Annotated in this window: 19 protein-coding genes; 18 read left to right on the top strand and 1 reads right to left on the bottom strand. The window is 71.5% G+C overall.

All coding sequences use genetic code 11. The annotated features are described in order from the left end of the window. Position 1: 1 nt before the first annotated feature. The 14 genes from ACWC5C_RS04835 to obgE all read left to right on the top strand — a co-directional run bounded on the left by ACWC5C_RS04835 (position 2) and on the right by obgE (position 18,761). Positions 2–355 (top strand): DUF4233 domain-containing protein, encoded by a 354-nt coding sequence (locus ACWC5C_RS04835; protein WP_450873706.1) that lies wholly within the window; start codon positions 2–4, stop codon positions 353–355. Positions 356–443: 88 nt separating this feature from the next. Beyond that, the gene (ndk, locus tag ACWC5C_RS04830; RefSeq protein ID WP_385436101.1) at positions 444–857 is read left to right on the top strand and encodes a nucleoside-diphosphate kinase; all 414 of its coding nucleotides are present in this window, start codon (positions 444–446) and stop codon (positions 855–857) included. Positions 858–1,175: 318 nt separating this feature from the next. Further along, positions 1,176–2,195, top strand: a complete 1,020-nt coding sequence (locus tag ACWC5C_RS04825) for a rod shape-determining protein (RefSeq protein WP_039941926.1) — start codon at positions 1,176–1,178, stop codon at positions 2,193–2,195. A 152-nt stretch (positions 2,196–2,347) separates the two neighbouring features. Then, the gene (mreC, locus tag ACWC5C_RS04820; protein WP_450873703.1) at positions 2,348–3,289 is read left to right on the top strand and encodes a rod shape-determining protein MreC; all 942 of its coding nucleotides are present in this window, start codon (positions 2,348–2,350) and stop codon (positions 3,287–3,289) included. A 3-nt stretch (positions 3,290–3,292) separates the two neighbouring features. Beyond that, positions 3,293–4,018, top strand: coding sequence for a rod shape-determining protein MreD (gene mreD / locus ACWC5C_RS04815; RefSeq protein ID WP_385436099.1), 726 nt, complete (start codon positions 3,293–3,295; stop codon positions 4,016–4,018). Between the two features lie 85 nt (positions 4,019–4,103). Next, positions 4,104–6,251, top strand: coding sequence for a penicillin-binding protein 2 (gene mrdA / locus ACWC5C_RS04810; RefSeq protein ID WP_450873701.1), 2,148 nt, complete (start codon positions 4,104–4,106; stop codon positions 6,249–6,251). Between the two features lie 65 nt (positions 6,252–6,316). Further along, positions 6,317–7,450, top strand: coding sequence for a rod shape-determining protein RodA (gene rodA / locus ACWC5C_RS04805; RefSeq protein ID WP_450874004.1), 1,134 nt, complete (start codon positions 6,317–6,319; stop codon positions 7,448–7,450). A gap of 51 nt (positions 7,451–7,501) precedes the next feature. Continuing rightward, entirely contained in the window at positions 7,502–9,094 is a 1,593-nt protein-coding gene (locus tag ACWC5C_RS04800; RefSeq protein ID WP_450873699.1) for a CYTH and CHAD domain-containing protein, read from the top strand. 70 nt (positions 9,095–9,164) lie between these two features. Beyond that, positions 9,165–11,090 (top strand): TIGR03960 family B12-binding radical SAM protein, encoded by a 1,926-nt coding sequence (locus tag ACWC5C_RS04795; protein WP_450873697.1) that lies wholly within the window; start codon positions 9,165–9,167, stop codon positions 11,088–11,090. A gap of 140 nt (positions 11,091–11,230) precedes the next feature. Continuing rightward, the gene (locus ACWC5C_RS04790; RefSeq protein WP_450873695.1) at positions 11,231–12,010 is read left to right on the top strand and encodes a TIGR03936 family radical SAM-associated protein; all 780 of its coding nucleotides are present in this window, start codon (positions 11,231–11,233) and stop codon (positions 12,008–12,010) included. Positions 12,011–12,232: 222 nt separating this feature from the next. Then, on the top strand, positions 12,233–16,336 hold the full coding sequence (locus ACWC5C_RS04785; protein ID WP_450873693.1) for an Rne/Rng family ribonuclease: 4,104 nt from the start codon (positions 12,233–12,235) through the stop codon (positions 16,334–16,336). Between the two features lie 251 nt (positions 16,337–16,587). Continuing rightward, the gene (rplU, locus tag ACWC5C_RS04780; protein WP_009717947.1) at positions 16,588–16,908 is read left to right on the top strand and encodes a 50S ribosomal protein L21; all 321 of its coding nucleotides are present in this window, start codon (positions 16,588–16,590) and stop codon (positions 16,906–16,908) included. 14 nt (positions 16,909–16,922) lie between these two features. Then, positions 16,923–17,180 carry a 50S ribosomal protein L27 gene (gene rpmA, locus ACWC5C_RS04775; RefSeq protein WP_009717948.1) on the top strand — a complete coding sequence of 86 codons (258 nt, stop codon included), beginning with the start codon at positions 16,923–16,925 and terminating at the stop codon, positions 17,178–17,180. Positions 17,181–17,327: 147 nt separating this feature from the next. Further along, entirely contained in the window at positions 17,328–18,761 is a 1,434-nt protein-coding gene (gene obgE / locus ACWC5C_RS04770) for a GTPase ObgE (RefSeq protein ID WP_450873690.1), read from the top strand. 157 nt (positions 18,762–18,918) lie between these two features. On the opposite strand, the gene ACWC5C_RS04765 is transcribed toward obgE, so the two are convergent. Next, positions 18,919–21,006 carry a hypothetical protein gene (locus ACWC5C_RS04765; protein ID WP_450873688.1) on the bottom strand — a complete coding sequence of 696 codons (2,088 nt, stop codon included), beginning with the start codon at positions 21,004–21,006 and terminating at the stop codon, positions 18,919–18,921. A gap of 309 nt (positions 21,007–21,315) precedes the next feature. Between ACWC5C_RS04765 and proB the strand changes: the two genes are divergently transcribed. The 4 genes from proB (at position 21,316) to ACWC5C_RS04745 (ending at position 25,307) form a co-directional block, all read left to right on the top strand. Next, positions 21,316–22,464: a glutamate 5-kinase gene (gene proB / locus ACWC5C_RS04760; RefSeq protein ID WP_450874002.1), complete on the top strand. Its 1,149-nt coding sequence runs from the start codon at positions 21,316–21,318 to the stop codon at positions 22,462–22,464. Between the two features lie 215 nt (positions 22,465–22,679). Continuing rightward, a complete protein-coding gene (locus ACWC5C_RS04755; protein ID WP_450873686.1) occupies positions 22,680–23,171 on the top strand; it encodes a hypothetical protein in 492 nt (163 codons plus the stop codon). Positions 23,172–23,270: 99 nt separating this feature from the next. Further along, the gene (locus ACWC5C_RS04750) at positions 23,271–24,575 is read left to right on the top strand and encodes a glutamate-5-semialdehyde dehydrogenase (protein WP_450873684.1); all 1,305 of its coding nucleotides are present in this window, start codon (positions 23,271–23,273) and stop codon (positions 24,573–24,575) included. A gap of 105 nt (positions 24,576–24,680) precedes the next feature. Further along, a complete protein-coding gene (locus tag ACWC5C_RS04745) occupies positions 24,681–25,307 on the top strand; it encodes an SCO2584 family spore wall biosynthesis protein (protein WP_450873682.1) in 627 nt (208 codons plus the stop codon). Positions 25,308–25,430: the final 123 nt, after the last annotated feature.

Genomic DNA, 25,430 nt, shown 5'->3' with positions numbered 1-25,430 from the left:
AATGCGGACGCTGTGCGCCTCCACTCTGATCGGTGAGTTCTTCGTGATCGGCTTCGCGGGGCTGGTCGCGATGAAGGTGTCCGGTCTGTCGATGGGGACCGTGTGGACGGTCTGCGGTATCGCCATGGCACTGTGTGTACTGCTGTGCGGGATGCTGAGCCGTCCCGGGGCGGTGCAGATCGGCTGGGCCCTGCAGATCGGACTGGTGCTGAGCGGCTTCGTCGTGACCACCATGTTCATCCTCGGCGTGGTGTTCGCCGCGCTGTGGTGGGCCTCGGTCCACTTCGGCCGGAAGGTCGACCAGGCGAAGGAGCGGTTCGCCGCGACCTCCGCCGCCTCGCCTGACGCTGCGTGACGTGGCCGACGATCACCCATGTAGCCTCAGCCGCACAGCTTCACCCGCATGCCACTTCTTCTATGTCACTGCCAAAGGAGCCCGCACCGTGAGCCAGCGCACGCTCGTCCTTCTCAAGCCCGACGCCGTACGACGTGGTCTGGTGGGCGAGATTCTCGGCCGGATCGAGCAGAAGGCGGGCTGGACGATCTCCGCCTTGGAGCTGCGCCAGCTGGGCCGTGAGCTTCTGGAGCAGCACTACGCGGAGCACGTCGGCAAGCCCTTTTACGAGCCCCTGGTGGAGTTCATGTCCTCCGGCCCGGTCGTGGCGCTGGTCGTCGAGGGCGAGCGTGTGATCGAGGGCGTCCGGGCGCTGGCCGGGCCGACCGACCCGATCGCCGCGGCGCCCGGTTCCATCCGTGGCGATTTCGGCACCATCGTTCGGGAAAATCTGATCCATGCCTCGGACTCCGAAGAGTCGTCCGAGCGGGAAATCAAGATTTTCTTTCCCGGTCTCGCCTGATCTCGCCTGATCTCGCCTGATCTTGTCCTGATCGATCATCAGCTGGTCACACCCCTGCTGACCTGGGGGCGGTCGAATTTATCGGCCGCCTCTTGGCATATGCGAGCCGATCGGGGGAACGCATCTCCGCGACACGACGTCACCATTAGAGGGGGCGGGCTCGTGTTCTGCTGACAATGGCGGAGGACCCCCGCAGCGTGTTCGCGCGGGCGTGACTACGATGAAGCTTCCGCGCCTCGCAGCGCACCACATCCTGCCGACCTCAAGCAAGCAATCGCTCCAGCAGGGAAGGCCTGACGTATCCTCATGGGGAACAACATGTCGTTCATCGGCCGTGACATGGCTGTCGACCTCGGGACCGCCAACACGCTGGTGTACGTCAGGGGCCGCGGGATCGTCCTCAACGAGCCATCCGTCGTCGCCATCAACACCAACACCGGCGGAATTCTCGCCGTGGGCGCCGAGGCAAAGAAGATGATCGGCCGCACCCCTGGCAACATCGTCGCCGTGCGTCCGCTCAAGGACGGCGTTATCGCCGACTTCGAGATCACCGAGCGGATGCTGCGGTACTTCATTCTGAAGATCCATAAGCGCCGCTATCTGGCCCGTCCCCGGGTGGTCGTGTGCGTTCCGTCCGGTATCACCGGAGTCGAGCGCCGCGCCGTCATCGAGGCGTCCACGCAGGCGGGCGCCCGCCAGGTGCACATCATCGAAGAGCCCATGGCCGCGGCCATCGGCTCCGGGCTGCCGGTCCACGAGGCCACCGGCAACATGGTGGTGGACATCGGCGGCGGCACCACCGAGGTCGCCGTGATCTCGCTCGGCGGCATCGTGACCGCCCAGTCGATCCGGGTCGCCGGCGACGAGCTGGACAACGCGATCATCCAGCACATCAAGAAGGAGTACAGCCTCCTCCTTGGCGAGCGCACCGCCGAGAACATCAAGATCACGATCGGCTCCGCGTTCGAGAGCGAGGAAGAGGAGCACACCGAGATCCGTGGCCGTGACCTGGTCAGCGGGCTCCCCAAGACCGTCGTGATCTCCGCCGCCGAGGTCCGCAAGGCCATGGAGGAGCCGGTCAACTCCATCGTCGACGCGGTCAAGACCACGCTCGACAAGTGCCCGCCGGAGCTGTCCGGCGACGTCATGGACCGCGGCATCGTGCTCACCGGCGGCGGCGCGCTGCTCCGCGGCCTCGACGAGCGGCTCCGCCGCGAGACCGGCATGCCCATCCACATCGCCGAGGATCCGCTGGATTCGGTGGCGCTCGGCTCCGGTAAGTGCGTGGAGGAATTCGAGGCGCTCCAGCAGGTGCTGGACGCCCAGCCGCGCAGATGACAACCAGGCGGATCGGCCGTGCGGGCGGTGTGTCGCCCGTACGGCGCATCGGCGGATCCGCTGATATACAGGCATAAGGCTCCTTAAGGACCGGACGGCCACAACGAGATCGGGACCGGTCCGACTTCGACGAGGAAGGCACGTCGCCGCACGTGAGGGACACACGAGAGAGCCGGCTGCTCCTGGTGCTGCTGATCGCCATCGCGTTCGCACTGATCACGGTGGACATCCGCGGCGGCGAGGACTCGCCCCTCGACGGCGCCCGGCAGGGCGCCGCTTCCGCCTTCGGCCCGGTGGAGGACGGCGTCGCGCACGCCGTCGATCCCGTCGGTAACGCCGTGGCCGCCATCCGGGACTCCGACGCGCGGCACTCCCGGATCAGTCAACTGGAGCAGGAGAACACCAGACTCAGGCAGCGGCTCGGCAGCGACGACCGCAACCGCGCCCGGTCGGTGGAACTCGACAAGCTGCGCCGGGTCGCGGGCACCGGCCAGTACGGCATCAAGGGCGCCGAGGTCATCGGCATCGGCGCCGCCCAGGGCTTCTCCTGGACCGTCACCCTCGACGTCGGCAGCGACGACGGCATCCAGCGCGACCAGACGGTCATCAACGGCGACGGACTCGTCGGCCGGGTCACCACGGTCGGCCCCTCCACCTCCACCGTGCTGCTCGCCATCGACCCCGACTTCACCGTCGGCACCCGGATGGAGAAGTCCAGCGAGCTGGGCTTCGCCACCGGCCGCGGCGACCGCTCCCTGCACGTCCAGCTCCTCAACGGCAAGGCGAAGATCAAGAAGGGCGACCGGCTGGTCACCTTCGGCTCCCAGGCGGACAAGCCGTTCGTGCCCGGCGTCCCGGTCGGCAAGGTGGTCCGCGTCGACCCCACCGGCGGCGACCTCACCCGCACTCTGCAGGTGCGCCCCTACGTCCGCTTCAGCAGGCTGGACATCGTCGGCGTGGTCGTCCAGCCGCCGCGCTCCAACCCGCGCGACACCGTGCTGCCGCCCAAGCCCGCGAAGCCCAAGCCGGCGCCCACGGTCACTGTCACGGCCACCCCCTCCGCCACCGCCACGAACCCGGCCAACAGGAGCTGACCGATGCTGCGCCTCAACCGTGTCGTCCTGTCGACCGTCCTCGTCGTCGTCGCCCTCGTCGTCCAGATCTGCGTCCTCGCCCGGCTGCAGCTGCCCGGCGCCGTCCCCGATCTGCTGCTGCTCGTCGTTCTCGGCCTCGCGCTGGTCTACGGCCACACCGGCGGCGCCCTGATCGGCTTCGGCGCCGGACTGCTCGCCGACCTCGCCCCGCCCGCCGACCACGCCGCCGGGCGCTATGCCCTGGTGCTGTGCGTCGTCGGCTATCTGGCGGGGCTCGCCAAGCCCGAGAGCGGCCAGCTCCGGTCGGCCACCGGGCCGATGGTGGTGGTCGTCGCGGCGGCCATCGGCGCCACCCTGCTGTACGCGGGGGTCGGCATCCTCGTCGGCGACGACGCGGCCCGCCATGTGGGCCTGGGCCAGCTGCTGTTCACGGCCGCCCTGTACGACCTGCTGCTGGCACCCTTCACGGTGCCGCTGATCATGGGGCTGGCCAGACGCGGGGAGAACGACCGGATGGCCGACAGCTCCGGCGGCACCGGCACCGAGAGCGGCACCCGCTGGATCACCTCGGCGGGCAGCGTCCGGGCCGGGCGGATGAGCCGGTTCCGCCGCACCGGCCGGGCCGCCCGGTTCGGCGCCCAGGGCGGTGGCCTGCTGACGAAGGCGACGAAGCGGACCGGCCGGATCAAGGACGGCCGTATCAAGCTCAAGGGGGTCAAGCGCCTGTGAGCAGCCCCCTTCCGCCGAGCGCCGCCGTCCTCCGCCCGGCCGTCGCAGCCCTCCCGTCTCCCGCCTCCACCCTCAACGGAGCGCCATGAGCAATATCCCGGAGACCGGGCGGACTCCCCGGGTCACCGTCCGCCTCGTCGCCATCCAGATCATCGTCTTCTCGCTGCTGCTCACCCTCGGCGGACGTCTCTGGTACCTGCAGATCCGCAACGGCGACGAATACACCGAGAAGGCCGCCAACAACCACGTCCAGCAGGTCGTCCACCCGGCCGTCCGCGGCTCGATACTGGACGCCCGCGGAGTGCCCCTCGCCGACAACGAGACCCGGCTCGTCGTCTCCGCCAGCCGCACCGCGCTGATGAAGGAGCCGGACGACGGCGAGGCCGTCCTCACCCGGCTCGCGGGCGTCCTCCGCATGAAGCCCAAGGACGTCAAGGACAAGGTCCGGCTGTGCGACGCCGAGACCCCGCAGCCCTGCTGGAACGGCTCCCCGTACCAGCCCATCCCGATCACCGACGAGGCCAGCGCCAAGCAGGCGCTCCAGATTCGCGAGCGCGAAGAGGACTTCCCCGGGATCAGCGCCGAGCCCACCGCCGTCCGCCGCTACGCCGCCCCGGCCGGTTCCAACGCCGCCCAGGTCCTCGGCTACCTCTCGCCGGTCACCGACGAGCAGATCAAGAAGGCCGAGCACACCAAGTCGCCGCTGCTCCGCTCCGACCAGGTCGGCTCCAACGGGCTGGAGAGCGAGTACGACAGCAAGCTGCGCGGCAAGGCCGGGGTGACCCGCTACGAGGTCGACAACCTCGGCCGCGTCATCGGCCAGCGGGAGAGCCAGCGGGCCCGGCCCGGCGACAACGTCGTCACCAGCCTCGACTCACGCGTCCAGGCGGTCGCGGAGAAGGAGCTGCAGCAGGCGATGAAGGACGCCCGCAAGCAGTACGACCGGAACACCGGCACGAAGTACAAGGCGGACTCGGGCTCGGTCGTGGTCATGGAGGCCAAGACCGGCCGGGTGGTGGCGATGGCGTCCAACCCGTCGTACGACCCCAACGCCTGGGTCGGCGGCATCTCCGGCAAGGACTACAAGAAGCTCACCGGCAAGGACAGCAACTACCCGCTGCTGAACCGGGCGATCCAGGGCCAGGCGGCCCCCGGCTCGATCTTCAAGGTGATCCCGACGACCGCCGCGGTCAACGCCGGGTACGGGTTCGACGGGCCCTACGCCTGCACCAGCTCGTTCAACATCGGTGGCCAGGTCTTCAAGAACTTCGAATCCGAGAACCACGGCGGCATCAGCCTCGGCCGCGCGCTGGAGGTCTCCTGCGACACCGTCTTCTACCGCCTCGCCTACGAGCAGTGGAAGAAGGACGGCGGCAACAAGCCCAAGAAGAACGCGGGGGACTGGTTCTACAAGACCGCCCACCAGTTCGGCCTCGGCAAGGAGACCGGCGTCGACCTCCCCAACGAGGTCAGCGGCCGGGTCCCGGACCGCCAGTGGAAGAAGGACTTCTGGAAGGCCAACAAGGACGCCTGGTGCAAGAACGGCAAGAAGGACGGCAGCTACACCCAGCGGCTCTCCTACGAGAACTGCCTCGAAGGCATGAAGATGCGCGCCGGTGACTCCGTCAACTACTCGATCGGCCAGGGCGACACCCTCGTCACCCCGATCCAGATGGCCACCATCTACGCGGCGATCAGCAATGGCGGCACGCTCTACGACCCGACCGTCGGCAAGGCGATCGTCAGCCCGGACGGCAAGCACATCCAGGAGATCAAGCCCACCTCGCACGGCAAGCTGCCGATGAAGGGCGACACGCACGAGCGGATCGACCAGGCGCTCGCGGGCGTCGCCACCCGGGGCACCGCCGCCTGGCGGTTCCAGGGCTGGCCGCAGGACAAGATCCCGATGCACGCCAAGACGGGTACCGCGGAGGTCTACGGCAAGCAGACCACCTCCTGGTTCGCGACGTACACCAAGGACTACTCGGTCGTCATGACGATCTCCCAGGGCGGCACCGGCTCCGGCGCCTCGGGCCCGGCGGTGCGCAAGATCTACAACGCGCTCTACGGGGTCGACGCCAAGGGCGGGATCAACGAGAAGAAGGCGCTGCTGCCCACGCCGCAGGCCGACCTCCCCAAGATCTCCTCCGACGGCTCGATCGAGGCCCAGCCGGTGGGCAAGCCGTTCGCCCTGCTGGGCGAGACCAGGCGGCGGGGAGGTGAGCGGCAGTGAGCGCCTCGACCCACGGCTACTCCGTCCCCCGCTTCGCCCCCGAGCGCAGCACCTGGCGCAAGCTCATGGCGCGCGACTCGCTCGTACGCCGCCTGGACTGGGTGCTGCTGCTCAGCTGCCTGGCCCTGTCCGCGATCGGCGCCGCGCTGGTCTACTCGGCGACCCGCAACCGCACCGAGCTGAACCAGGGCGATCCGTACTACTTCCTGGTGCGGCACGCGCTGAACACCGGGATCGGGCTGCTGCTCGCGATCGGCACCGTCTGGCTCGGCCACCGCACCCTGCGCGGCGCGGTGCCGGTGCTGTACGGCCTGTCCGTCGTCCTCGTCCTCGCCGTGCTCACCCCGCTGGGCTCGACCATCAACGGCGCGCACGCGTGGATCGTGATCGGTGCCGGGTTCTCCCTCCAGCCCGGCGAGTTCGCCAAGATCACGATCATCCTGGGCATGGCGATGCTGCTGGCCGCGCGCGTCGACGCGGGCGACCGGCTCAGTCCGGACCACCGCACCGTCGTCCAGGCGCTCGGCCTGGCCGCACTGCCCATCGCGATCGTGATGCTGATGCCGGACCTCGGCTCGGTGATGGTCATGGCGGTGATCGTGCTCGCGGTGCTCCTCGCCTCTGGGGCGTCCAACCGCTGGGTCGCCGGGCTGATCGCCACCGCGGTGATCGGCGCGCTGCTGATCTGGCAGCTGCACGTCCTCGACCAGTACCAGATCGACCGCTTCGCCGCCTTCGCCAACCCCGCCCTGGACCCGGCGGGCGTCGGCTACAACACCAACCAGGCGCGCATCGCGATCGGCTCGGGCGGCCTCACCGGCAAGGGGCTCTTCCACGGCACCCAGACCACCGGCCAGTTCGTGCCCGAGCAGCAGACGGACTTCGTCTTCACGGTCGCGGGGGAGGAGCTGGGTTTCCTCGGCGCGGGCCTGATCATCGTGCTGCTGGGCGTCGTCCTGTGGCGCGCCTGCCGGATCGCCCGGGGGACCACCGAGCTGTACGGGACGGTCGTCGCGGCCGGGATCATCGCCTGGTTCGCGTTCCAGTCGTTCGAGAACATCGGGATGACGCTGGGCATCATGCCGGTCGCCGGTCTGCCGCTGCCCTTCGTCTCGTACGGCGGCTCGTCGATGTTCGCCGTATGGATCGGAATCGGACTGCTCCAGTCCATCCGGGTGCAAAGGCCCGTATCGGCCTGATCCGGACGCGGGGGACTCCCGCGAAACGTCCCGGGCGACTACATTCACGCCATGGTGGACATGATGCGGGAGATCGAACGCAAGTACGAGACCACCGATGACGGCGCCCTGGCCGGCGCCCTTCCCGAGCTGGCCGGGGTCGCCGGAATCGCGCAGGTCAGGGACCAGGGCACCGTCACGCTCGACGCCATGTACTACGACACCCCCGGGCAGCGGCTCGCCGCCGACGGCATCACCCTGCGCCGCCGCACCGGGGGCGACGACGCGGGCTGGCACCTCAAGCTGCCGGTGGGCCCCGACGTACGGGACGAGATCCGCGCCCCGCTCGCGGACGCGCTGCCCCCGCACCTTGCGGGCCTCGTACGCTCCCGGGTCCGCGACACCGGCCTCGTACCGCTGGTCCACCTGCTGTCCGAGCGGCACGTCCACCATCTCGTGGACGGCGACGGCGCCCTGCTCGCCGAGCTGTCCGCCGACCGGGTCACCGCACGGCGGCTGACCCCGGCCCCCGGCGACCCGGTGAGCTGGACCGAGGTCGAAGTGGAGCTGGCCGAGGGCGGCGACCCGGCGCTGCTCGACACCCTGGAGCCGTATCTGACGGGCGCCGGGCTGCGCCGCGCCGACCTCCCCTCCAAGCTCGCCCGCGCCCTGGCCGAGACCGGTCCGCGCGGAGGGAAGCCGGAGAAGAAGTCCGGCAAGCCGGGAAAGAAGGACGCCGCGAAGAAGAAGGCCGCCAAGAAGGCCGCCAAGAAGTCCGAAGCTACCGCCGGTGACACCGTCCTGGACTACGTGCGCCGCCAGATCACCACGATCGTCACCCTCGACCCCGCCGTACGCCTGGACACCCCCGACTCCGTGCACCGCATGCGGGTCGCCACCCGCCGCCTGCGCAGCGCCTTCCGCTCGTACCGCAAGGTGCTGGACCGCACCGTCACCGACCCCATCGGCGCCGAGCTGAAGTGGCTGGCCGCCGAGTTGGGCATCGACCGGGACCGCGAAGTGCTCACCGCGCGCCTCGGCGAACGGCTCGCCGAGGTCCCCGTAGAACTGCGGCTCGGCCCCGTCGCCGCCCGGCTGGAGATCTGGTCGCACGCCCGCCGCACCGGCTCCCGCGACCGGCTGATCGGCGTCCTGGACGGCGAGCGCTATCTCGCGCTGCTCGGCACCCTCGACGCGCTCCTGGCCGCCCCGCCGCTGCGCCAGGCCGCCGCCCGCCCGGCCGCCGAGGTGATCCGCAAGGCCGTGCTGCGCGACTACGAACGGCTCGCGGACCGCCTGGAGCCGGTCCTGGACGCCCCCTCGGGGCCCGAGCGCGACGTCGTCCTGCACGAGGCCCGCAAGGACGCCAAGCGGGCCCGCTACGCCGCCGAGGCCGCCCGCCCGGCGCTCGGCGCGCCCGCGAAGGCGTTCGCGGGGCTCATGACCGAGGTGCAGGAGCTGCTCGGCGACCACCAGGACAGCGTGGTCGCGCGGGAGGCGCTGCGCGAGCTGGCCATCCAGGCGAACGCGGCGGGGGAGTCCACCTTCACCGTCGGCCTGATCTACGGCCGCGAGGAGGCCATCGCGGCCACCCGCGAGCGCGAACTGCCCGGTCTGTGGGCCGAAGTCTCCCGCAACGAGCACCGGGCGGCCCTGCAGAACTGACCGTGGCGTAGCGGCCCGGACGGGACCGGTACGCTTGAGGGTCACCCCTGTCCGCGCACGAAGGTTACTGATGTCTGTCGAGTCGGTCTTCCCACAGCTCGAGGCCCTGCTCCCCCATGTGCAGAAGCCGATCCAGTACGTCGGCGGTGAACTGAACTCCACGGTCAAAAGCTGGGACGAGTGCGACGTCCGCTGGGCGCTCATGTACCCGGACGCCTACGAGGTCGGGCTGCCCAACCAGGGCGTCATGATCCTCTACGAGGTGCTCAACGAGCGCGAGGGCGTGCTCGCCGAGCGTACGTACAGCGTCTGGCCGGACCTCGAAGAGCTGATGCGCGAGCACAAGGTGCCGCAGTTCACCGTGGACGCGCACCGCCCGGTGTCCGCCTTCGACGTCTTCGGCGTCTCCTTCTCGACCGAGCTGGGCTACACCAACCTGCTCACCGCGCTCGACCTCGCCGGTATCCCGCTGGACGCCGCCGACCGCACCGTCGACCACCCGGTCGTGGTCGCGGGTGGCCACGCCGCGTTCAACCCGGAGCCGATCGCGGACTTCATCGACTGCGCGGTGATCGGCGACGGCGAGCAGGCCGTCCTGGAGATGACCGAGATCATCCGGGCCTGGAAGGCCGAGGACCGCCCCGGCGGCCGCGACGAGCTGCTGTTCCGCCTCGCCCGCACCGGCAGCATCTACGTGCCGAAGTTCTACGACGTGGAGTACCTGGCCGACGGCCGGATCTCGCGCGTCATCCCGAACCGCTCGGGCGTGCCGTGGCGCGTCTCCAAGCACACCGTCATGGACCTGGACGAGTGGCCGTACCCGAAGCAGCCGCTCGTGCCGCTCGCCGAGACCGTGCACGAGCGGATGTCGGTGGAGATCTTCCGCGGCTGCACCCGCGGCTGCCGCTTCTGCCAGGCGGGCATGATCACCCGCCCGGTGCGCGAGCGCTCCATCACCGGCATCGGCGACATGGTCGACAAGGGCCTCAAGGCCACCGGTTTCGAGGAAGTCGGCCTGCTGTCGCTCTCCTCCGCCGACCACACCGAGATCGGCGACATCGCCAAGGGCCTCGCCGACCGGTACACGGAAGACAAGATCGGCCTGTCCCTCCCGTCGACCCGGGTGGACGCCTTCAACATCGACCTGGCCAACGAGCTGACCCGCAACGGCCGCCGCTCGGGCCTCACCTTCGCCCCCGAGGGCGGCTCCGAGCGCATCCGTAAGGTCATCAACAAGATGGTCTCGGAAGAGGACCTCATCCGTACGGTGTCCACCGCGTACGGCAACGGCTGGCGGCAGGTGAAGCTGTACTTCATGTGCGGCCTGCCGACCGAGACCGACGAGGACGTGCTGCAGATCGCCGAGATGGCGACCAAGGTGATCGCCAAGGGCCGTGAGGTGTCCGGCAAGAACGACATCCGCTGCACCGTCTCGATCGGCGGTTTCGTCCCCAAGCCGCACACCCCGTTCCAGTGGGCGCCGCAGCTCAGCGCCGAGGACACCGACGCCCGGCTGGAGAAGCTGCGCGAGCGGATCCGCGGCGACAAGAAGTACGGCCGCTCGATCGGCTTCCGCTACCACGACGGCAAGCCCGGCATCGTCGAGGGCCTGCTCTCGCGTGGCGACCGCCGGGTGGGCGCGGTCATCCGTGCCGTCTACGAGGACGGCGGCCGCTTCGACGGCTGGCGCGAGCACTTCTCGTACGACCGCTGGATGGAGTGCGCCGAGCGCACCCTGCCCGAGGTCGGGCTGGACGTCGACTGGTACACCACCCGCGAGCGCACCTACGAGGAGGTCCTGCCCTGGGACCACCTCGACTCCGGTCTCGACAAGGACTGGCTGTGGGAGGACTGGCAGGACTCGCTCGACGAGACCGAGGTCGAGGACTGCCGCTGGACCCCGTGCTTCGACTGCGGCGTCTGCCCGCAGATGGACACGTCCATCCAGATCGGCCCCACCGGCCGCAAGCTGCTGCCCCTCTCGGTCGTGAAGTAGCCCTCGGGCAACCGACCGGTCACAAAGTACGCTGGAAGGCGCACGGGCCCGCTGAGGCCCGTGCGCCGAAAAGCGAAGAAGCACAAGGAGACAGTCCCCTGGGCAAGCGACAGCCCGAAGGCCCGCCGCCCGCACCCGCGGTGCAGCGCATTCGTTTGCGTTACACCAAGCGCGGCCGCCTCCGGTTCACCAGCCACCGCGACTTCCAGCGCGCCTTCGAGCGGGCGCTGCGCCGCGCCGAGGTGCCCATGGCCTACTCGGCGGGCTTCACCCCGCACCCCAAGGTGTCGTACGCCAATGCCGCACCCACCGGCACCGGCAGTGAGGCCGAGTACCTGGAGATCCAGCTCACCGAGGCGCGGGACCCCGAGACGCTGCGGACGCTGCTCAACGAGTCGCTGCCCGACGGACTCGACGTCACCGACGCCGTCGAGTCCCGCACCTCCGGGCTCGCCGACCGGCTCCAGGCGTCCGTATGGGAGATCCGGCTCGACCGGGTCGCCCCGGCGGAGGCCGAACGGGCCGTGGCCGCCTTCCTGGAGGCCGAGACCGTCGAGGTCGAGCGCCGGACGAAAAACGGCATGCGCACCTTCGACGCCCGGGCCGCGGTGGCCCGCCTGGAAGCGTCCGCAGGTCGGGGCGATAGGCCTGGCGACGATGGCTGTGCGATACTGCGGCTGGTAGTACGGCATCTGACACCTGCCGTACGACCCGACGACGTCCTGTCCGGTCTCCGCGCTACGGCCGACCTGGCGCCGCCGGTCCCCGCAGCGGTGACCAGGCTGGCGCAGGGGCTGCTCGATGAGGAGTCCGGCACGGTGACCGACCCGCTCGCGCCCGATCGCGAGGCAGTTCAGGCCGCCCCACCCACGGCCGCCGAGCTGACCGCCGCGATGGTGGCGCCGGAAGGTTCCGCGTAAGGACCGCCGTCGATGCGCCGCCCAGGCACTTGGGAGCCACCCGGGTCCGGCAGGCGCACTGACCAGGAGACTTTCGCCGGTCCCGGCCCTGAAAACCGGCCCGGCGAGCGATACGACAGCTCCCGTGCGGCGCCCGCGCCCCGGACGGCGGAACCCGCGCACGCGTGGGGTTCAGCCGGAAGCAGGCGCGGCGCCCGGGAGCGTGACGGGAGAACCGCCCGCATGCTCGAGCCCATTGAGCCGACCGAACCTATCCAGCCCCAGGCACAAGCCGCGCCACGCGCCGCCGCCTCCGGGGATGCCACATCACCCAGCGACACCCTGCCCCCGCGCCGCCGCCGCGCCGCCTCCCGCCCCGCCGGTCCGCCGGTCGGCGGCGTGAGCGACGCCGAGGTCACCACTCCTGCGGTACCGGCCATACCGGCCGAGTCGATCGCCGCCGGCGCCGCTGTGGCCGCCGCGGAGGCGTCCGCCGTCTCCACTGGCTCCGACGCCTCCGGCGCCTCCGGCGGTGACACCGCTTCCGCCGCGCCGCCCGCCCGTGGGCGCCGCCGGGCGACGCGTAAGACCGCCGCCCCGACGGGTGCGCCGGAGACCGCAGAGACCGTCGTTACGGCGGACGCCCCCCGGGCCGTCGAGCCCGCCGAGGCCCCGGCCGCCGCGCCGGAGCCCGCCGCTGAGCCCGCGCCGCCCGCCCGTGCGCGCCGCCGGGCCACCCGCAAGGTGACCGCCCCGGCCGGTGCGCCGGAGGCCGCCGAGACCGTGGTGTCGGCGGAGGAGACCGCGGCGGCCCCGGAACCGGCCGCCGAGCCGGAGCCCGCCGCCGAGGCCGCGCCGCCCGCCCGTGCGCGCCGCCGGGCCACCCGCAAGGCCGTCGCGCCGGAGGGCGCCCCGCAGACCGAGCCCGCCGACGTGGACGCGTCGTCTGCGGCGGCCGCTGGTGGCAGTGGCGACGAGGACACCGCCCCAGCCGCAGTCGCAGCCGACGCCCCGGCCGACGAGGCGCCCCGTGCCCGTACGCGCCGCCGTGCCGCCCGTAAGGCGACCGCCGCGGCCGGTGCGCCGCAGACCGCCGACGAGCAGACCGCCGCCGACGAGACGGGCGCCGAGGCCACCCCGGCCGAGCCCGCGGCCGCAGAGGCCGAGGCTTCCGCCGAGGCCGCGCCGCCCGCCCGTACCCGCCGCCGTGCGACCCGTAAGACGGCCGCCGCCGAGGCCGAGGCCACAGCGGCCGCCGAAGAGCCGACCCCCGAGCAGCCCGCCGCGGCCGCTGCGGAGGAGAGCGCCGAAGAGACGCCGCGCGCCCGCCGCCGCCGCGCCACGCGCAAGACGGCCGCCGCCGAGGAGCAGCAGCCCGAGCCGCAGGCCGCCGAGGCCGCCGAGCCCGAGGCCGAGCCGGAGACCGCGCCGCGCGGTGGCCGCCGCCGGGCCGTGCGCCCGCCGACAGCGGTGTTCCAGGCGCCGGTCTTCACCGAGCCGGTCTTCCAGACCCCGGAGAGCGCCGCCGCCGAGGCCGCCGCGTCCGCCGCGGAAGAGACCGACGAGCCCGAAGAGGCCGAGGAGACCGCCGCGCAGGACAAGACCCCGGCCGCCGAGCCGGTGGCCCCCGCCGCGGGCGGCCGCCGTCGCCGTCGCCGCCGGGGCGAGCCGGTCGAGGAGCGCCCGGCGGAGGCCGAGGAGCCCGCCGCTGCCGCCGAGGAGACCGAGCAGGACGGCCGTGCGGCCGACCGTGAGCAGGGCGACGAGGAGTCGGGCGACCGCCCGGCCCGCCGCCGTCGCCGTGGTGGCCGTCGCCGCCGCCGGGGCGAGTCCGCCGACGCCGAGGGCGCCGAGGGCCGTTCCGAGGGCGAGGACGGCGCCGCTTACGAGGACGAGGCGCAGGCCGACGGCGAGACCGGCGAGGAGCCGGGCGCCGACGAGGACGGCGCCGAGGCCGGTGAGTCCGGCGGTGGCAGCTCCAGCAGCAGCCGTCGCCGCCGCCGTCGCCGCCGTCGCAGCGGGGACGGCGCCGAGGGGGAGTCGGGCGGTGACGACCCGGAGCGTACGGTCGTCAAGGTCCGGGAACCGCGCGAGCGGCGCGCGAAGGACACCGAGTCCAGCTCGGACGAGGTGCAGTCGATCAAGGGCTCGACGCGTCTGGAGGCGAAGAAGCAGCGCCGCCGCGAGGGGCGCGAGCAGGGCCGCCGCCGGGTGCCGATCATCACCGAGGCCGAGTTCCTGGCCCGCCGTGAGGCGGTCGAGCGGGTGATGGTCGTCCGGCAGAACGGCGAGCGCACCCAGATCGGCGTGCTGGAGGACAACGTCCTCGTTGAGCACTTCGTCAACAAGGAGCAGGCCACCAGCTACGTCGGCAACGTCTACCTGGGCAAGGTCCAGAACGTGCTGCCGTCGATGGAGGCCGCCTTCGTCGACATCGGCAAGGGCCGCAACGCCGTGCTGTACGCGGGCGAGGTCAACTTCGAGGCGCTGGGGCTCACCGGCGGTCCGCGCCGCATCGAGACCGCCCTGAAGTCCGGGCAGTCCGTGCTCGTCCAGGTCACCAAGGACCCGATCGGCCACAAGGGCGCCCGGCTGACCAGCCAGGTCTCCCTGCCCGGCCGCTACCTGGTGTACGTGCCCGAGGGCTCCATGACGGGCATCAGCCGCAAGCTGCCCGACACCGAGCGCGCCCGGCTGAAGCAGATCCTCAAGAAGATCGTCCCCGAGGACGCGGGCGTCATCGTGCGCACCGCCGCCGAGGGCGCGAGCGAGGACGAGCTGGCGCGCGACGTCCAGCGGCTGCAGGCCCAGTGGGAAGAGATCAAGAAGAAGGCGAAGAGCGGGAACGCGCCGACGCTCCTCTACGGGGAGCCGGACATGACCGTCCGGGTCGTCCGCGACATCTTCAACGAGGACTTCTCCAAGGTCATCGTCAGCGGCGAGGACGCCTGGCAGACCATCCACGGCTACGTCCAGCACGTCGCGCCCGACCTCGTCGACCGGCTCCAGAAGTGGAACTCGGACGTCGACGTCTTCGCCACGTACCGGATCGACGAGCAGCTGATGAAGGCGCTGGACCGCAAGGTCTGGCTGCCCAGCGGCGGCTCGCTGGTGATCGACCGGACCGAGGCGATGGTCGTGGTCGACGTCAACACCGGCAAGTTCACCGGCCAGGGCGGCAACCTGGAGGAGACGGTCACCAGGAACAACCTGGAGGCGGCCGAGGAGATCGTGCGCCAGCTGCGGCTGCGCGACCTCGGCGGCATCATCGTGATCGACTTCATCGACATGGTGCTGGAGTCCAACCGCGATCTGGTGCTGCGGCGGCTGCTGGAGTGCCTGGGCCGCGACCGTACGAAGCACCAGGTGGCCGAGGTCACCTCGCTGGGCCTGGTCCAGATGACCCGTAAGCGGGTCGGCCAGGGCCTGCTGGAGTCGTTCTCCGAGTCCTGTGTCCACTGCAACGGCCGCGGCGTGATCGTCCACATGGACCAGCCGACGGCGGTCGGCGGCGGTGGTGGCGGCGGCAAGCGCAAGAAGAAGAAGTCGTCGGCGGCCGGTGGCCAGCAGGCGCCCGCGCCGGAGGAGACCGCCGAGGCCGAGACGGTCGTCGAGGCCGCCGAGGAGGTCGCGGCGGAGGTCGCGGAGCCGAAGGCGCTCCCGGAGCCGGTCTTCGCGGCCGACGAGGAGCTGTACAGCAGCGCCGCCGAGGCCGAGGCCGCCGCGGGCCGTGGGCGTAGCCGGCGCCGGGCGACCCGCAAGGTGTCCGCCCCGGCGGGCGCCCCGAAGAGCGCCGCGCAGCCGGAGGCCGTGGTCGTGGCGGCGGACGAGCCGAAGCCGGAGGTGCCCGCCGAGGCGCCCGAGGCCGCCGCTCCGGCCGCCGAGCCGGAGGCGGCCCCCGAGCCGGAGGCCGCTCCCGCGCCGCGTGCGCGCCGCCGGGCGACCCGTAAGGTGTCCGCTCCGGCGGGCTCGCCCACGGGCTCCGAGGACGCCGCCGTGGTGGTCGTCAGCGCCCCCACGGAGGCGAAGCCGGAGGCCGACGAGCCGGTGGCGGCGTCCGCCGACGGTGAGGCCGAGGGCGGGGCCGAGGCTCCGGAGGACGGCGAGGCCAAGGCACCGGCGAAGAAGACGGCCCGTAAGACGGCCGCCAAGAAGGCGCCCGCGAAGAAGGCACCCGCCAAGAAGACGGCCGCCAAGAAGACCGCGTCGAAGACGACGACGGCCAAGAAGACGACCGCGAAGAAGACGACGGCGAAGAAGACGACCACCAAGAAGGCGGCGTCGAAGAAGACCGCGGCGGCGGAGCAGCAGACGCCGCAGTCGGTCTCGGCCTCCGCCGACGACTGAGCCGGATACGAGGCGTCCGGAGGCCGCCTGCGCAGGTGCGGAGAGTGGCCTCCGGGCTCTGGTAACCTTGACCCTCGGCGTCCTACGCCAAGCCCCTGAGCACATCCCTCCCGCCCTGCGGGAGAGGCCGCTCGGCCGATGCTGAACCACGCTGAACCGCGAGGCATCACTCGGTTGTCATGACCTTCGTGGGGTCATGGAGAGCGGCTGGCATCAGAGGTCCCATTTACTAGCGAGAGAGTGAGAACCGCGTGTACGCAATCGTGCGCACCGGCGGCCGCCAGCAGAAGGTAGCCGTGGGCGATGTCATCGAGGTCGACCGCATTGGAACCAGCAAGGTCGGCGACACCGTCGAGCTCTCGACTCTGCTCGTTGTCGACGGCGATGCCGTCACCAGCGACCCGTGGGTCCTGGCCGGTGTGAAGGTTCACGCCGAGGTCGTTGACCACCACAAGGGTGCCAAGATCGACATCCTGAAGTACAAGAACAAGACCGGTTACCGGAAGCGGATCGGCCACCGCCAGCTGCACACCGCGCTGAAGATCACCGGCATCGACTCGGCTGCGAAGTAAGGGACTGAGGAGACATGGCACACAAGAAGGGCGCATCGTCCACTCGGAACGGTCGCGACTCCAACGCCCAGCGGCTCGGGGTCAAGCGCTTCGGCGGCCAGGCCGTCAACGCGGGTGAGATCCTCGTCCGCCAGCGCGGCACGCACTTCCACCCGGGCACGGGCGTCGGCCGCGGCGGCGACGACACGCTGTTCGCGCTGGCCGCCGGTGCGGTGCAGTTCGGCACCCACCGTGGCCGCAAGGTCGTGAACATCGTCCCGGTCGCCGAGTAATCTCGGCCCCGGCACGACGCCACACACCTTTCCGAGGGCGGACCGCTCTTTCCCGTGACGGGGAAGCGGGTCCGCCCTCGGCGCGTTGTGCCTGTTACGCAGGTAACGACGACACATCGACCCCGTACGTAACTGGAGGCACCCGTCATGACCACCTTCGTGGACCGCGTCGAGCTGCACGTCGCCGCGGGTAACGGAGGCCACGGCTGCGCCTCCGTGCACCGCGAGAAGTTCAAGCCGCTCGGCGGCCCGGACGGCGGTAACGGTGGCCGGGGTGGCGATGTGATCCTGGTCGTCGACCAGTCGGTCACCACGTTGCTCGAGTACCACCACAGCCCGCACCGCAAGGCCACCAACGGCAAGCCCGGTGAGGGCGGCAACCGCTCCGGCAAGGACGGCAGCGACCTGATCCTGCCGGTTCCGGACGGCACCGTCGTCCTCGACAAGAAGGGCGACGTGCTCGCCGACCTGATCGGCGAGGGCACCACCTACATCGCCGCCCAGGGCGGCCGCGGCGGCCTCGGCAACGCGGCCCTGGCGTCGGCCCGCCGGAAGGCCCCCGGCTTCGCGCTGCTGGGCGAGCCGGGCCACACCGGCGATGTCGTCCTGGAGCTGAAGACCGTCGCGGACGTGGCCCTCGTCGGCTACCCGAGCGCCGGTAAGTCGTCGCTGATCTCGGTGCTCTCGGCCGCCAAGCCGAAGATCGCCGACTACCCCTTCACCACCCTGGTGCCCAACCTCGGCGTGGTGACGGCCGGTTCGACCGTCTACACCATCGCGGACGTGCCCGGTCTGATCCCGGGCGCCAGCCAGGGCAAGGGCCTCGGGCTGGAGTTCCTGCGCCATGTCGAGCGCTGCTCGGTGCTGGTGCACATCCTGGACACCGCGGTGCTGGAGTCCGAGCGCGACCCGCTGACCGACCTCGACGTCATCGAGGCCGAACTCGCCGAGTACGGCGGTCTGGAGGACCGGCCCCGGCTCGTCGTCCTCAACAAGGTCGACATCCCGGACGGCAAGGACCTCGCCGACATGATCCGCCCGGACCTGGAGGCCCGCGGCTACCAGGTCTTCGAGGTCTCGGCCGTCGCCCACCTCGGCTTGCGGGAGCTGTCGTTCGCCCTCGCCGACATCGTCGGGACGGCGCGGGCGGCCAAGCCGAAGGAGGAGGCGACCAGGATCGTCATCCGCCCGAAGGCCGTGGACGACGCGGGCTTCAGGGTCGTCGCGGAGGACGGTTTCTACCGCGTCGTGGGCGAGAAGCCCGAACGCTGGGTCCGTCAGACCGACTTCGCCAACGACGAGGCCGTCGGCTATCTCGCCGACCGGCTGAACCGGCTCGGCGTCGAGGAGGAGCTGATGAAGGCGGGCGCCCGCGCGGGCGACGAGGTCGTCATCGGCCCCGAGGAGAACGCGGTCGTCTTCGACTGGGAGCCGACGCTCGCGTCGGGCGCCGAGATGCTGGGCCGCCGAGGTGAGGACCACCGGTTCGAGACCCCCCGCCCGGCGGCGCAGCGGCGCCGCGACCGGGACGCGGAGCGGGACGACGCGGACGAGGAGTACGAGACGTTCAAGCCGTTCTAGGCGGCTTCGGGGCGCGGGCGCGGGTGGGCTGCCTCCGTCACGCGCCCTGACGGCCCCTGTCGGCCGCGAGCGGCCGGTGCCACGGCAAAGGGCCCGGGAGCGATGCTCCCGGGCCCTTACGCGCGCTGCGGCGCCTCAGCCGTCTCAGGCAGATGGCTCAGACGTTGGCCGTCTCCTCCGGCTCCGACGGTCCGGCCTCCAGCTCGGTCTCCTCGGCCGCGTCCCGGGCCTCGCGCTGCGACGGGATCTCGTCGGCCAGCCGGGTGGCCATCCGCGCCCGCCGCTCGTCGGCCAGCCGGGCCAGCGTCTGCGCGGCCTGGTCGAAGCGCACCAGGGACGGCGGGTCGGACGGTCCGAGCAGATGCACCTTCAGCTCGGCGCGGGCGGCCGCGAGGGTGTCCTTCTCGGGCTCGCGGACGGTCTCCAGCAGCTCCGGAACCTCAGACGCCTCGGGCGTGAGAATCGTGGCGGCGCGCACCGTCGGGAAGTTCGCCCGGAACTCCTCCTCGGTCAGCCCGCTGGTGTTCGCCACCGCGTACGGCTTCTCGCTGGTCAGGTAGTCCGAGACGACGCTCGACACATCGCTGATCAGCACATCGGCCTGGTTGAAGCAGGTGAAGATGGCGGGTCGCGGGCCGGTGACGACCTGGTGCTCCCACGCCGGCAGCGACGCCCAGTAGGCGCTCTCCCAGGCGGCGGTGGCGGCCGCGACGCCCGCGGCGCGGTTGTCGTCCGGGGTGCCCTGGAGCCGCATGCGCTCGATCTCGTCGGCGCTGCGGCGGAAGGCCGTGCTGGTGAGCTGGTTCAGCTCCTCGGCGCGCTGGTTCAGCTCGGTCGCGGCCTCGGCGGGCGGACGGGCCCCGCCGCGCTGGGTGTTCGCCTCGGCGATCATCGCCTTGATGCGGTCGTTGGCCTGCCCGGCCCGCCGGTCGACGGAGCCGGTCATCGGGTGCGGCTTGTAGAGCAGCCGCACCTTGGGGTCGGCGAGGAGTTCGCGGACGATGTTCTCGCCCGCCAGGATGACCGAGGTGTTGCCCGGGTTGCCGTCCCAGCCCTCCCAGGTCGGCGCGTACAGCACGGTGGTGTACTCACCGGTCGGGACGCCCGCGTAGGGGCGGATCGGCGCCAGCTGCGGGCGGCCGACCTCCACCACGTCCTTGTCCTCGACGCCGATGTCGGCGAGCTGGTAGCGGTCGCGCGCGGCCGGGCCCGCGACCCACACCTCGTCGTACGCCTTGGCGTACGGGTTGCAGCTGGAGAGCTTGTCGCTCTCGCCGTGGTTGATGAACGCGTGCTTGATCGAGGGGATCCGCAGCACCTGCGAGGTCTTGCCCGAGTTGGCCGGGTGCAGCAGCACCTTGAGCGTCGAGTGCTCGATGCGCATCAGATGGGCGACCTTGGGGAGGCAGACGATCGGGACGTCCGTCGCGTCGATCTTCTGCACCATGAACCGCTCGCGCAGCACGATGATGGGGTTGCCGTCGAGCGCGGCGAGGGTGGAGAGCCACATGTTCGCCTGGTACGCGGAGCTGGTGCCGCCGGAGAAGTACATGCCCACGGTCGGCTGGTAGTCGGCCAGCCAGGTGTCGAGCCACTCCAGGGCCTTCGCCTCGCTCACCGCGCGCTTGCGCGGCAGCAGCCAGGTGGCCAGGTGGACGGTGCCGGCGATGCCGATCAGCAGGGCGATCGCGAGGCCGACGGCCCCCCAGACGCCGTTCTTGGTACCGGCCGTCAGCAGCAGTCCGGCGGTGGCGGGGGCGGCGAGCCGCAGTATCCGGCGGCCGTGCTGGCGGGCGAACAGCCGCGGCGGGGCCTCGCTCAGCCGCAGCGCGGACGCGTCGATGTTGCGCGTGACGAACGGCAGCTGCCGGGTGCGGCGCACCATTATGGCGGCCGCCTGGCAGGCGAAGTGCACTACGTAGAACAGCAGCAGCCCGACGGTCAGCGGCGCCTGCTCGTGCAGTGGATTGATTCCCTCGATCCGCAGCAGCCCGACCATGATGAGCATGTCGCGGAACAGCTGGCGCACCGTGATGTCGAAGCGCACCTTGCCCAGCAGTGACAGCAGTCCGGGCTGCTTGTGCTGCAGGAAGAGGTCGAGGGCGAGGCCGCACGCCGAGGCGGCGATGAAGAGCGGTACGTTCGGGAGCACGGCGCCGACGAGCTGTGTGGTGAAGAACACCACCATGGCTAGCAGCGCCGTCAGCTGTACGACCCGGCGTGGGGCGAATCCAGCAGAGGGCACGGGATGGGCTCCTGGCGGGAGGGCGGTGGATGTGTGGGGGGACCCCTGACCGTATGCCGCTCTCTAGCCCGGTGACAATCCGCGCAGGTGCCAACCGCCCCGAAACGGCTCCAAACGATCTCCCGGGGGTTCACGGCGCGGAGAAAAGGCCGGGTGAGCCGGGGCCCGGCTCACGTAGATTGCCCCCTTGTCATGATGTGAGTGTGCGGGACACGCGTTCCGCGAGGTGCGCGTGAGAGCCGGGGACCATCCCGGGATGAGCAGGGGAGAGGCGTGACAGAGCAGGACGGGTCGGCGGTACGGGACGAGGTGGCCGCGGCCCGCAGGATCGTGGTCAAGATCGGTTCGTCTTCCCTCACCACCGCGGCGGGGGGTCTGGACGCGGACCGGGTTGACGCGCTGGTCGACGTGCTGGCGAAGGTGCTCGACCAGGACGCGAGCGGCGCCGGTGCCGGGCCGGGGTCCGCGATCGGCAAGGAAATAGTCCTGGTCTCCTCCGGGGCCATCGCCGCCGGACTCGCCCCCCTGGGCCTGGATAAGCGCCCCCGCGACCTCGCCCGCCAGCAGGCCGCCGCCAGCGTCGGACAGGGCCTGCTGGTGGCCCGCTACACCGCCTCCTTCGCGCGCTACGGGCGCCGGGTCGGCCAGGTGCTGCTCACCACGGACGACACCAGCCGCCGCGCCCACTACCGCAACGCCACCCGGACCCTGGACCAGCTGCTGGCCATGGGCGCGCTGCCGATCGTCAACGAGAACGACACCGTGGCCACCGACGAGATCCGGTTCGGGGACAACGACCGGCTCGCCGCCCTGGTCGCCCATCTCGTACGCGCCGATCTGCTGGTGCTGCTCTCCGACGTGGACGGGCTCTACGACGGCGACCCGAGGACCCCCGGCACCTCGCGCATCGGCGAGGTCAAGGGCCCGGCGGACCTCGCCGGGGTCTCGATCGGCAGCGCGGGCCGCTCCGGGGTCGGCACCGGCGGCATGGTCACCAAGGTCGAGGCGGCCCGGATCGCCGCCGCGGCCGGGGTCCCCGTGGTGCTCACCTCCGCCAGCCGGGCCGGGGACGCCCTGCTGGGCCGCCCCACCGGTACGTACTTCCACCGCACCGGCCGCCGTTCGGCCGACCGGCTGCTGTGGCTCGCCCACGCCTCGGAGCCCCGGGGCTCGCTCACCCTGGACGATGGTGCGGTGCGGGCCGTCGTGGAGCGCCGCACGTCGCTGCTGCCCGCGGGGATCGCGGCGGTGGAGGGTGAGTTCACCGCCGGTGATCCGGTCGAGCTGCGCGACACGGAGGGCCGCGCGGTGGCCCGAGGGCTGGTGAACTTCGACGCCAAGGAGATCCCACGGCTGATCGGCCGCTCGACCCGCGACCTCGCCCGCGAGCTGGGCCCCGCGTACGAGCGCGAGGTCGTGCACCGGGACGATCTGGTGGTGCTCCACCGCCACGCATGAGGCTCCGCCCAAGGCGCCTGCGGGCCCCGGAGGTGAGGTAAGCCCCCGAAAAAAGGGGGCTTACCTTCCGCAAAAACGCCCCGCCGCCGCGCGAGGACTGGTCAACTTTGTTCAACGGGGTCGCGCGGGCAGCGGGCCCGCGGTGGACGTACAGCACCACCGCCACAGTGCTCCGCCCGCGCGTGAGCGGAGCAGCGAGCTACAGGAGGCCGCCGGTGAGACGAGGGCGCCCGGGGGCGCCGCCCCGAGGGGCGGCGGAGCGCACCCTGACCAGTGTCGGGTTGAACGGTGTCGGCGCGAACGGCGCCGGGACGGGCGATGCCGGGACAGAGGACGCGACGGCGCAGAGCAAGCGACCTGTCGAGCTGTCCCGGCTGTGGCACATCACTCTGAGCGTCTCGGGTGCCGAGGCGCCGCTGCGGGAGGTCCGGCGGGCGCTGGAGCAGCTGGCCCACGACCACCCCTTCCTGCTGACCAGCCGCTACGCCAACGATCACGCCGAGATCCGTTACTGGGAAGAGGCGCGCGATCTGCACGACGCCGCGGCGGTGGCGCTGCGGCTGTGGGGCGAGCACCGTTCCACGGCCAAGCTGCCCCCGTGGGAGATCGTGGGCCTTGAGGTCATCGACCGTGATACGTATCACCAGCGCATCGCGGAGGGCTACGGTCCGCCCCCGGCCTCCCCGGTGGGCGTGCACCCGTTCTGAGCGGACGTGACCGCAGGTGGCTCTTCGAGATATGAGAAGGCCATCTCGAAGAGCGGAATACCGCAGGGGTAGCCGCGCTCGGCTCAGTAGGCTGCGTGCATGACCAGCGCACCCACGTCGCCGCTCACCGACCCCTGGCCGAAGTCTCCCGTCCTCCAGACCGCCTATCGGGCGCGAGCCGCGGCCGTCGACCTCGCCCCGGTACCGCGCGCCCTCAAGGACGACGCGCTGCTGGCGATGGCCGACGCGCTGGAGGTGCGGACCAAGGAGATCATCGAGGCCAACGCCACCGATGTGGCGCGGGCCCGGGAGGCGGGCACGAGCGAGGCGATCGTCGACCGGCTGACCCTCACCCCGGAGCGGGTGCGGGCCATCGCCTCCGATGTGCGCGACGTGGTCGCGCTGCCCGATCCGGTCGGCGAGGTGGTGCGCGGCTCGACGCTGCCCAACGGCATCGATCTGCGCCAGGTGCGCGTCCCGCTGGGCGTCGTCGGCATCATCTACGAGGCCCGCCCGAACGTCACCGTGGACGCCGCGGCGCTGTGCCTGAAGTCGGGCAACGCCGTCCTGCTGCGCGGCTCTTCGTCGGCGTACCACTCGAACAGCGCGCTGGTGAAGGTGTTGCGCGACGCCGTGGGCGGCGCCGGACTGCCCGCGGACGTGATCCAGTTGGTGCCGGGGGAGAGCCGGGAGTCGGTGCGCGAGCTGATGCGCGCCCGCGGTCTGGTGGATGTGCTGATTCCGCGTGGCGGCGCCTCGCTGATCCGCACGGTGGTCGAGGAGTCGACCGTTCCGGTCATCGAGACCGGCACCGGCAACTGCCATGTGTACGTGGACGCCCAGGCGGACCTCGACATGGCCGTGGACATCCTGGTGAACTCCAAGGCCCAGCGCCCCAGCGTGTGCAACGCGGCGGAGACGCTGCTGGTGCACCAGGACATCGCCGCGGAGTTCCTGCCGCGCGCCCTGGAGGCGCTGGCGGCGGCCGGTGTCACGGTGCACGCCGATGAGCGGGTGCTGGCGCTGGCCGAGGCCGAGGGGACGAAGGCCACGGTCGTCCCGGCGGCGATAGAGGACTGGGAGACCGAGTACCTGTCGTACGACATCGCCGCGGCGGTCGTGGACTCCCTGGAGGCCGCGGTGGCCCACATCGGGCTGTGGTCCTCCGGTCACACCGAGGCGATCGTCACGACGTCCCAGGCGGCCGCCCGCCGCTTCACCCAATTGGTGGATTCCACGACGGTCGCCGTGAACGCGTCCACCCGCTTCACGGACGGCAGCCAGTTCGGCTTCGGCGCCGAGATCGGCATCTCCACCCAGAAGCTCCACGCCCGGGGACCGATGGGGCTGCCCGAGCTGACGTCGACCAAGTACATCGTCACCGGCGACGGACACACTCGCTGAGTCACCCGTTCGGGGGATGGGCGAACCGGGAGGTCACCGGGGAGATCTTCCCCCGAATACCATTTCGCCCTGCCCAAATTGACCCGTCCGGTCTACTCTGAATGGGTGCCGGACGACGTGGGGGGCAAGCCGTTCCCGAACGGCGACGAGCCCGACGACCGCAGCCACGGGGAGGCGAACGACGAGTTCGCCACCGTGGTCTTCGACGAGGACTTTGTACGGTCCGCCGTCATCCATGAACCCACCGCCATCGAACGCATGCTGGCCGCCGCGCAGGCCCGCGCCGAGGCCGAGGCGTCCCGGCGCAGCCGGGCCGGGGTGTCCCCCGAGGACGAGCTGTTCGACGACGCGTACGGTCCGGAGGGCGACGGCGAGTTCGGGGACGGCCCGTACGACGACTACGCCGACCCGGACGGCCGCTTCGGCCCGGGCCGGGAGCTGGACGGCGCCTACGGCCCGTACGGGCGCTACGGGAGCGCCGGGCGGCCCTATCGCGGCCATGCCCGCTGGCACCGCCCGGTGGCCTGGCTGCTGGCCGTCCTGATGGGTATCGGGGTGGTCGCGCTGGCCTTCACGGCGGTCTACCGGGGCACCTCGGGCAACCGCCAGGACCCGGCCCCGCCGCCCGCCACCAGCGGGGTCGACGGCACGCCCGTGGGGCGGCCCGGCAGCCTGCCGTCCACGGCGGCCGAGCAGGAGGCGCCCGCCTCCGTCGTACCGCGCTCCCCGTGACGGCGCCGTCCGTCACACCTGTGTCACGTCCGCGTAGCACGTCGCGCCGTATGCGGCGTTTCCTCCGCACTGTGCGCGCAGTTGTGGAGTACCACCGCGTTTACCGCTGCCCCCGGCGACCTA

It is taken from the genome of Streptomyces sp. NPDC001700 (assembly GCF_053596435.1).
Note: the sequence above shows the minus strand (reverse complement) of the source record. Positions and strands in the feature narration are given on the sequence as shown.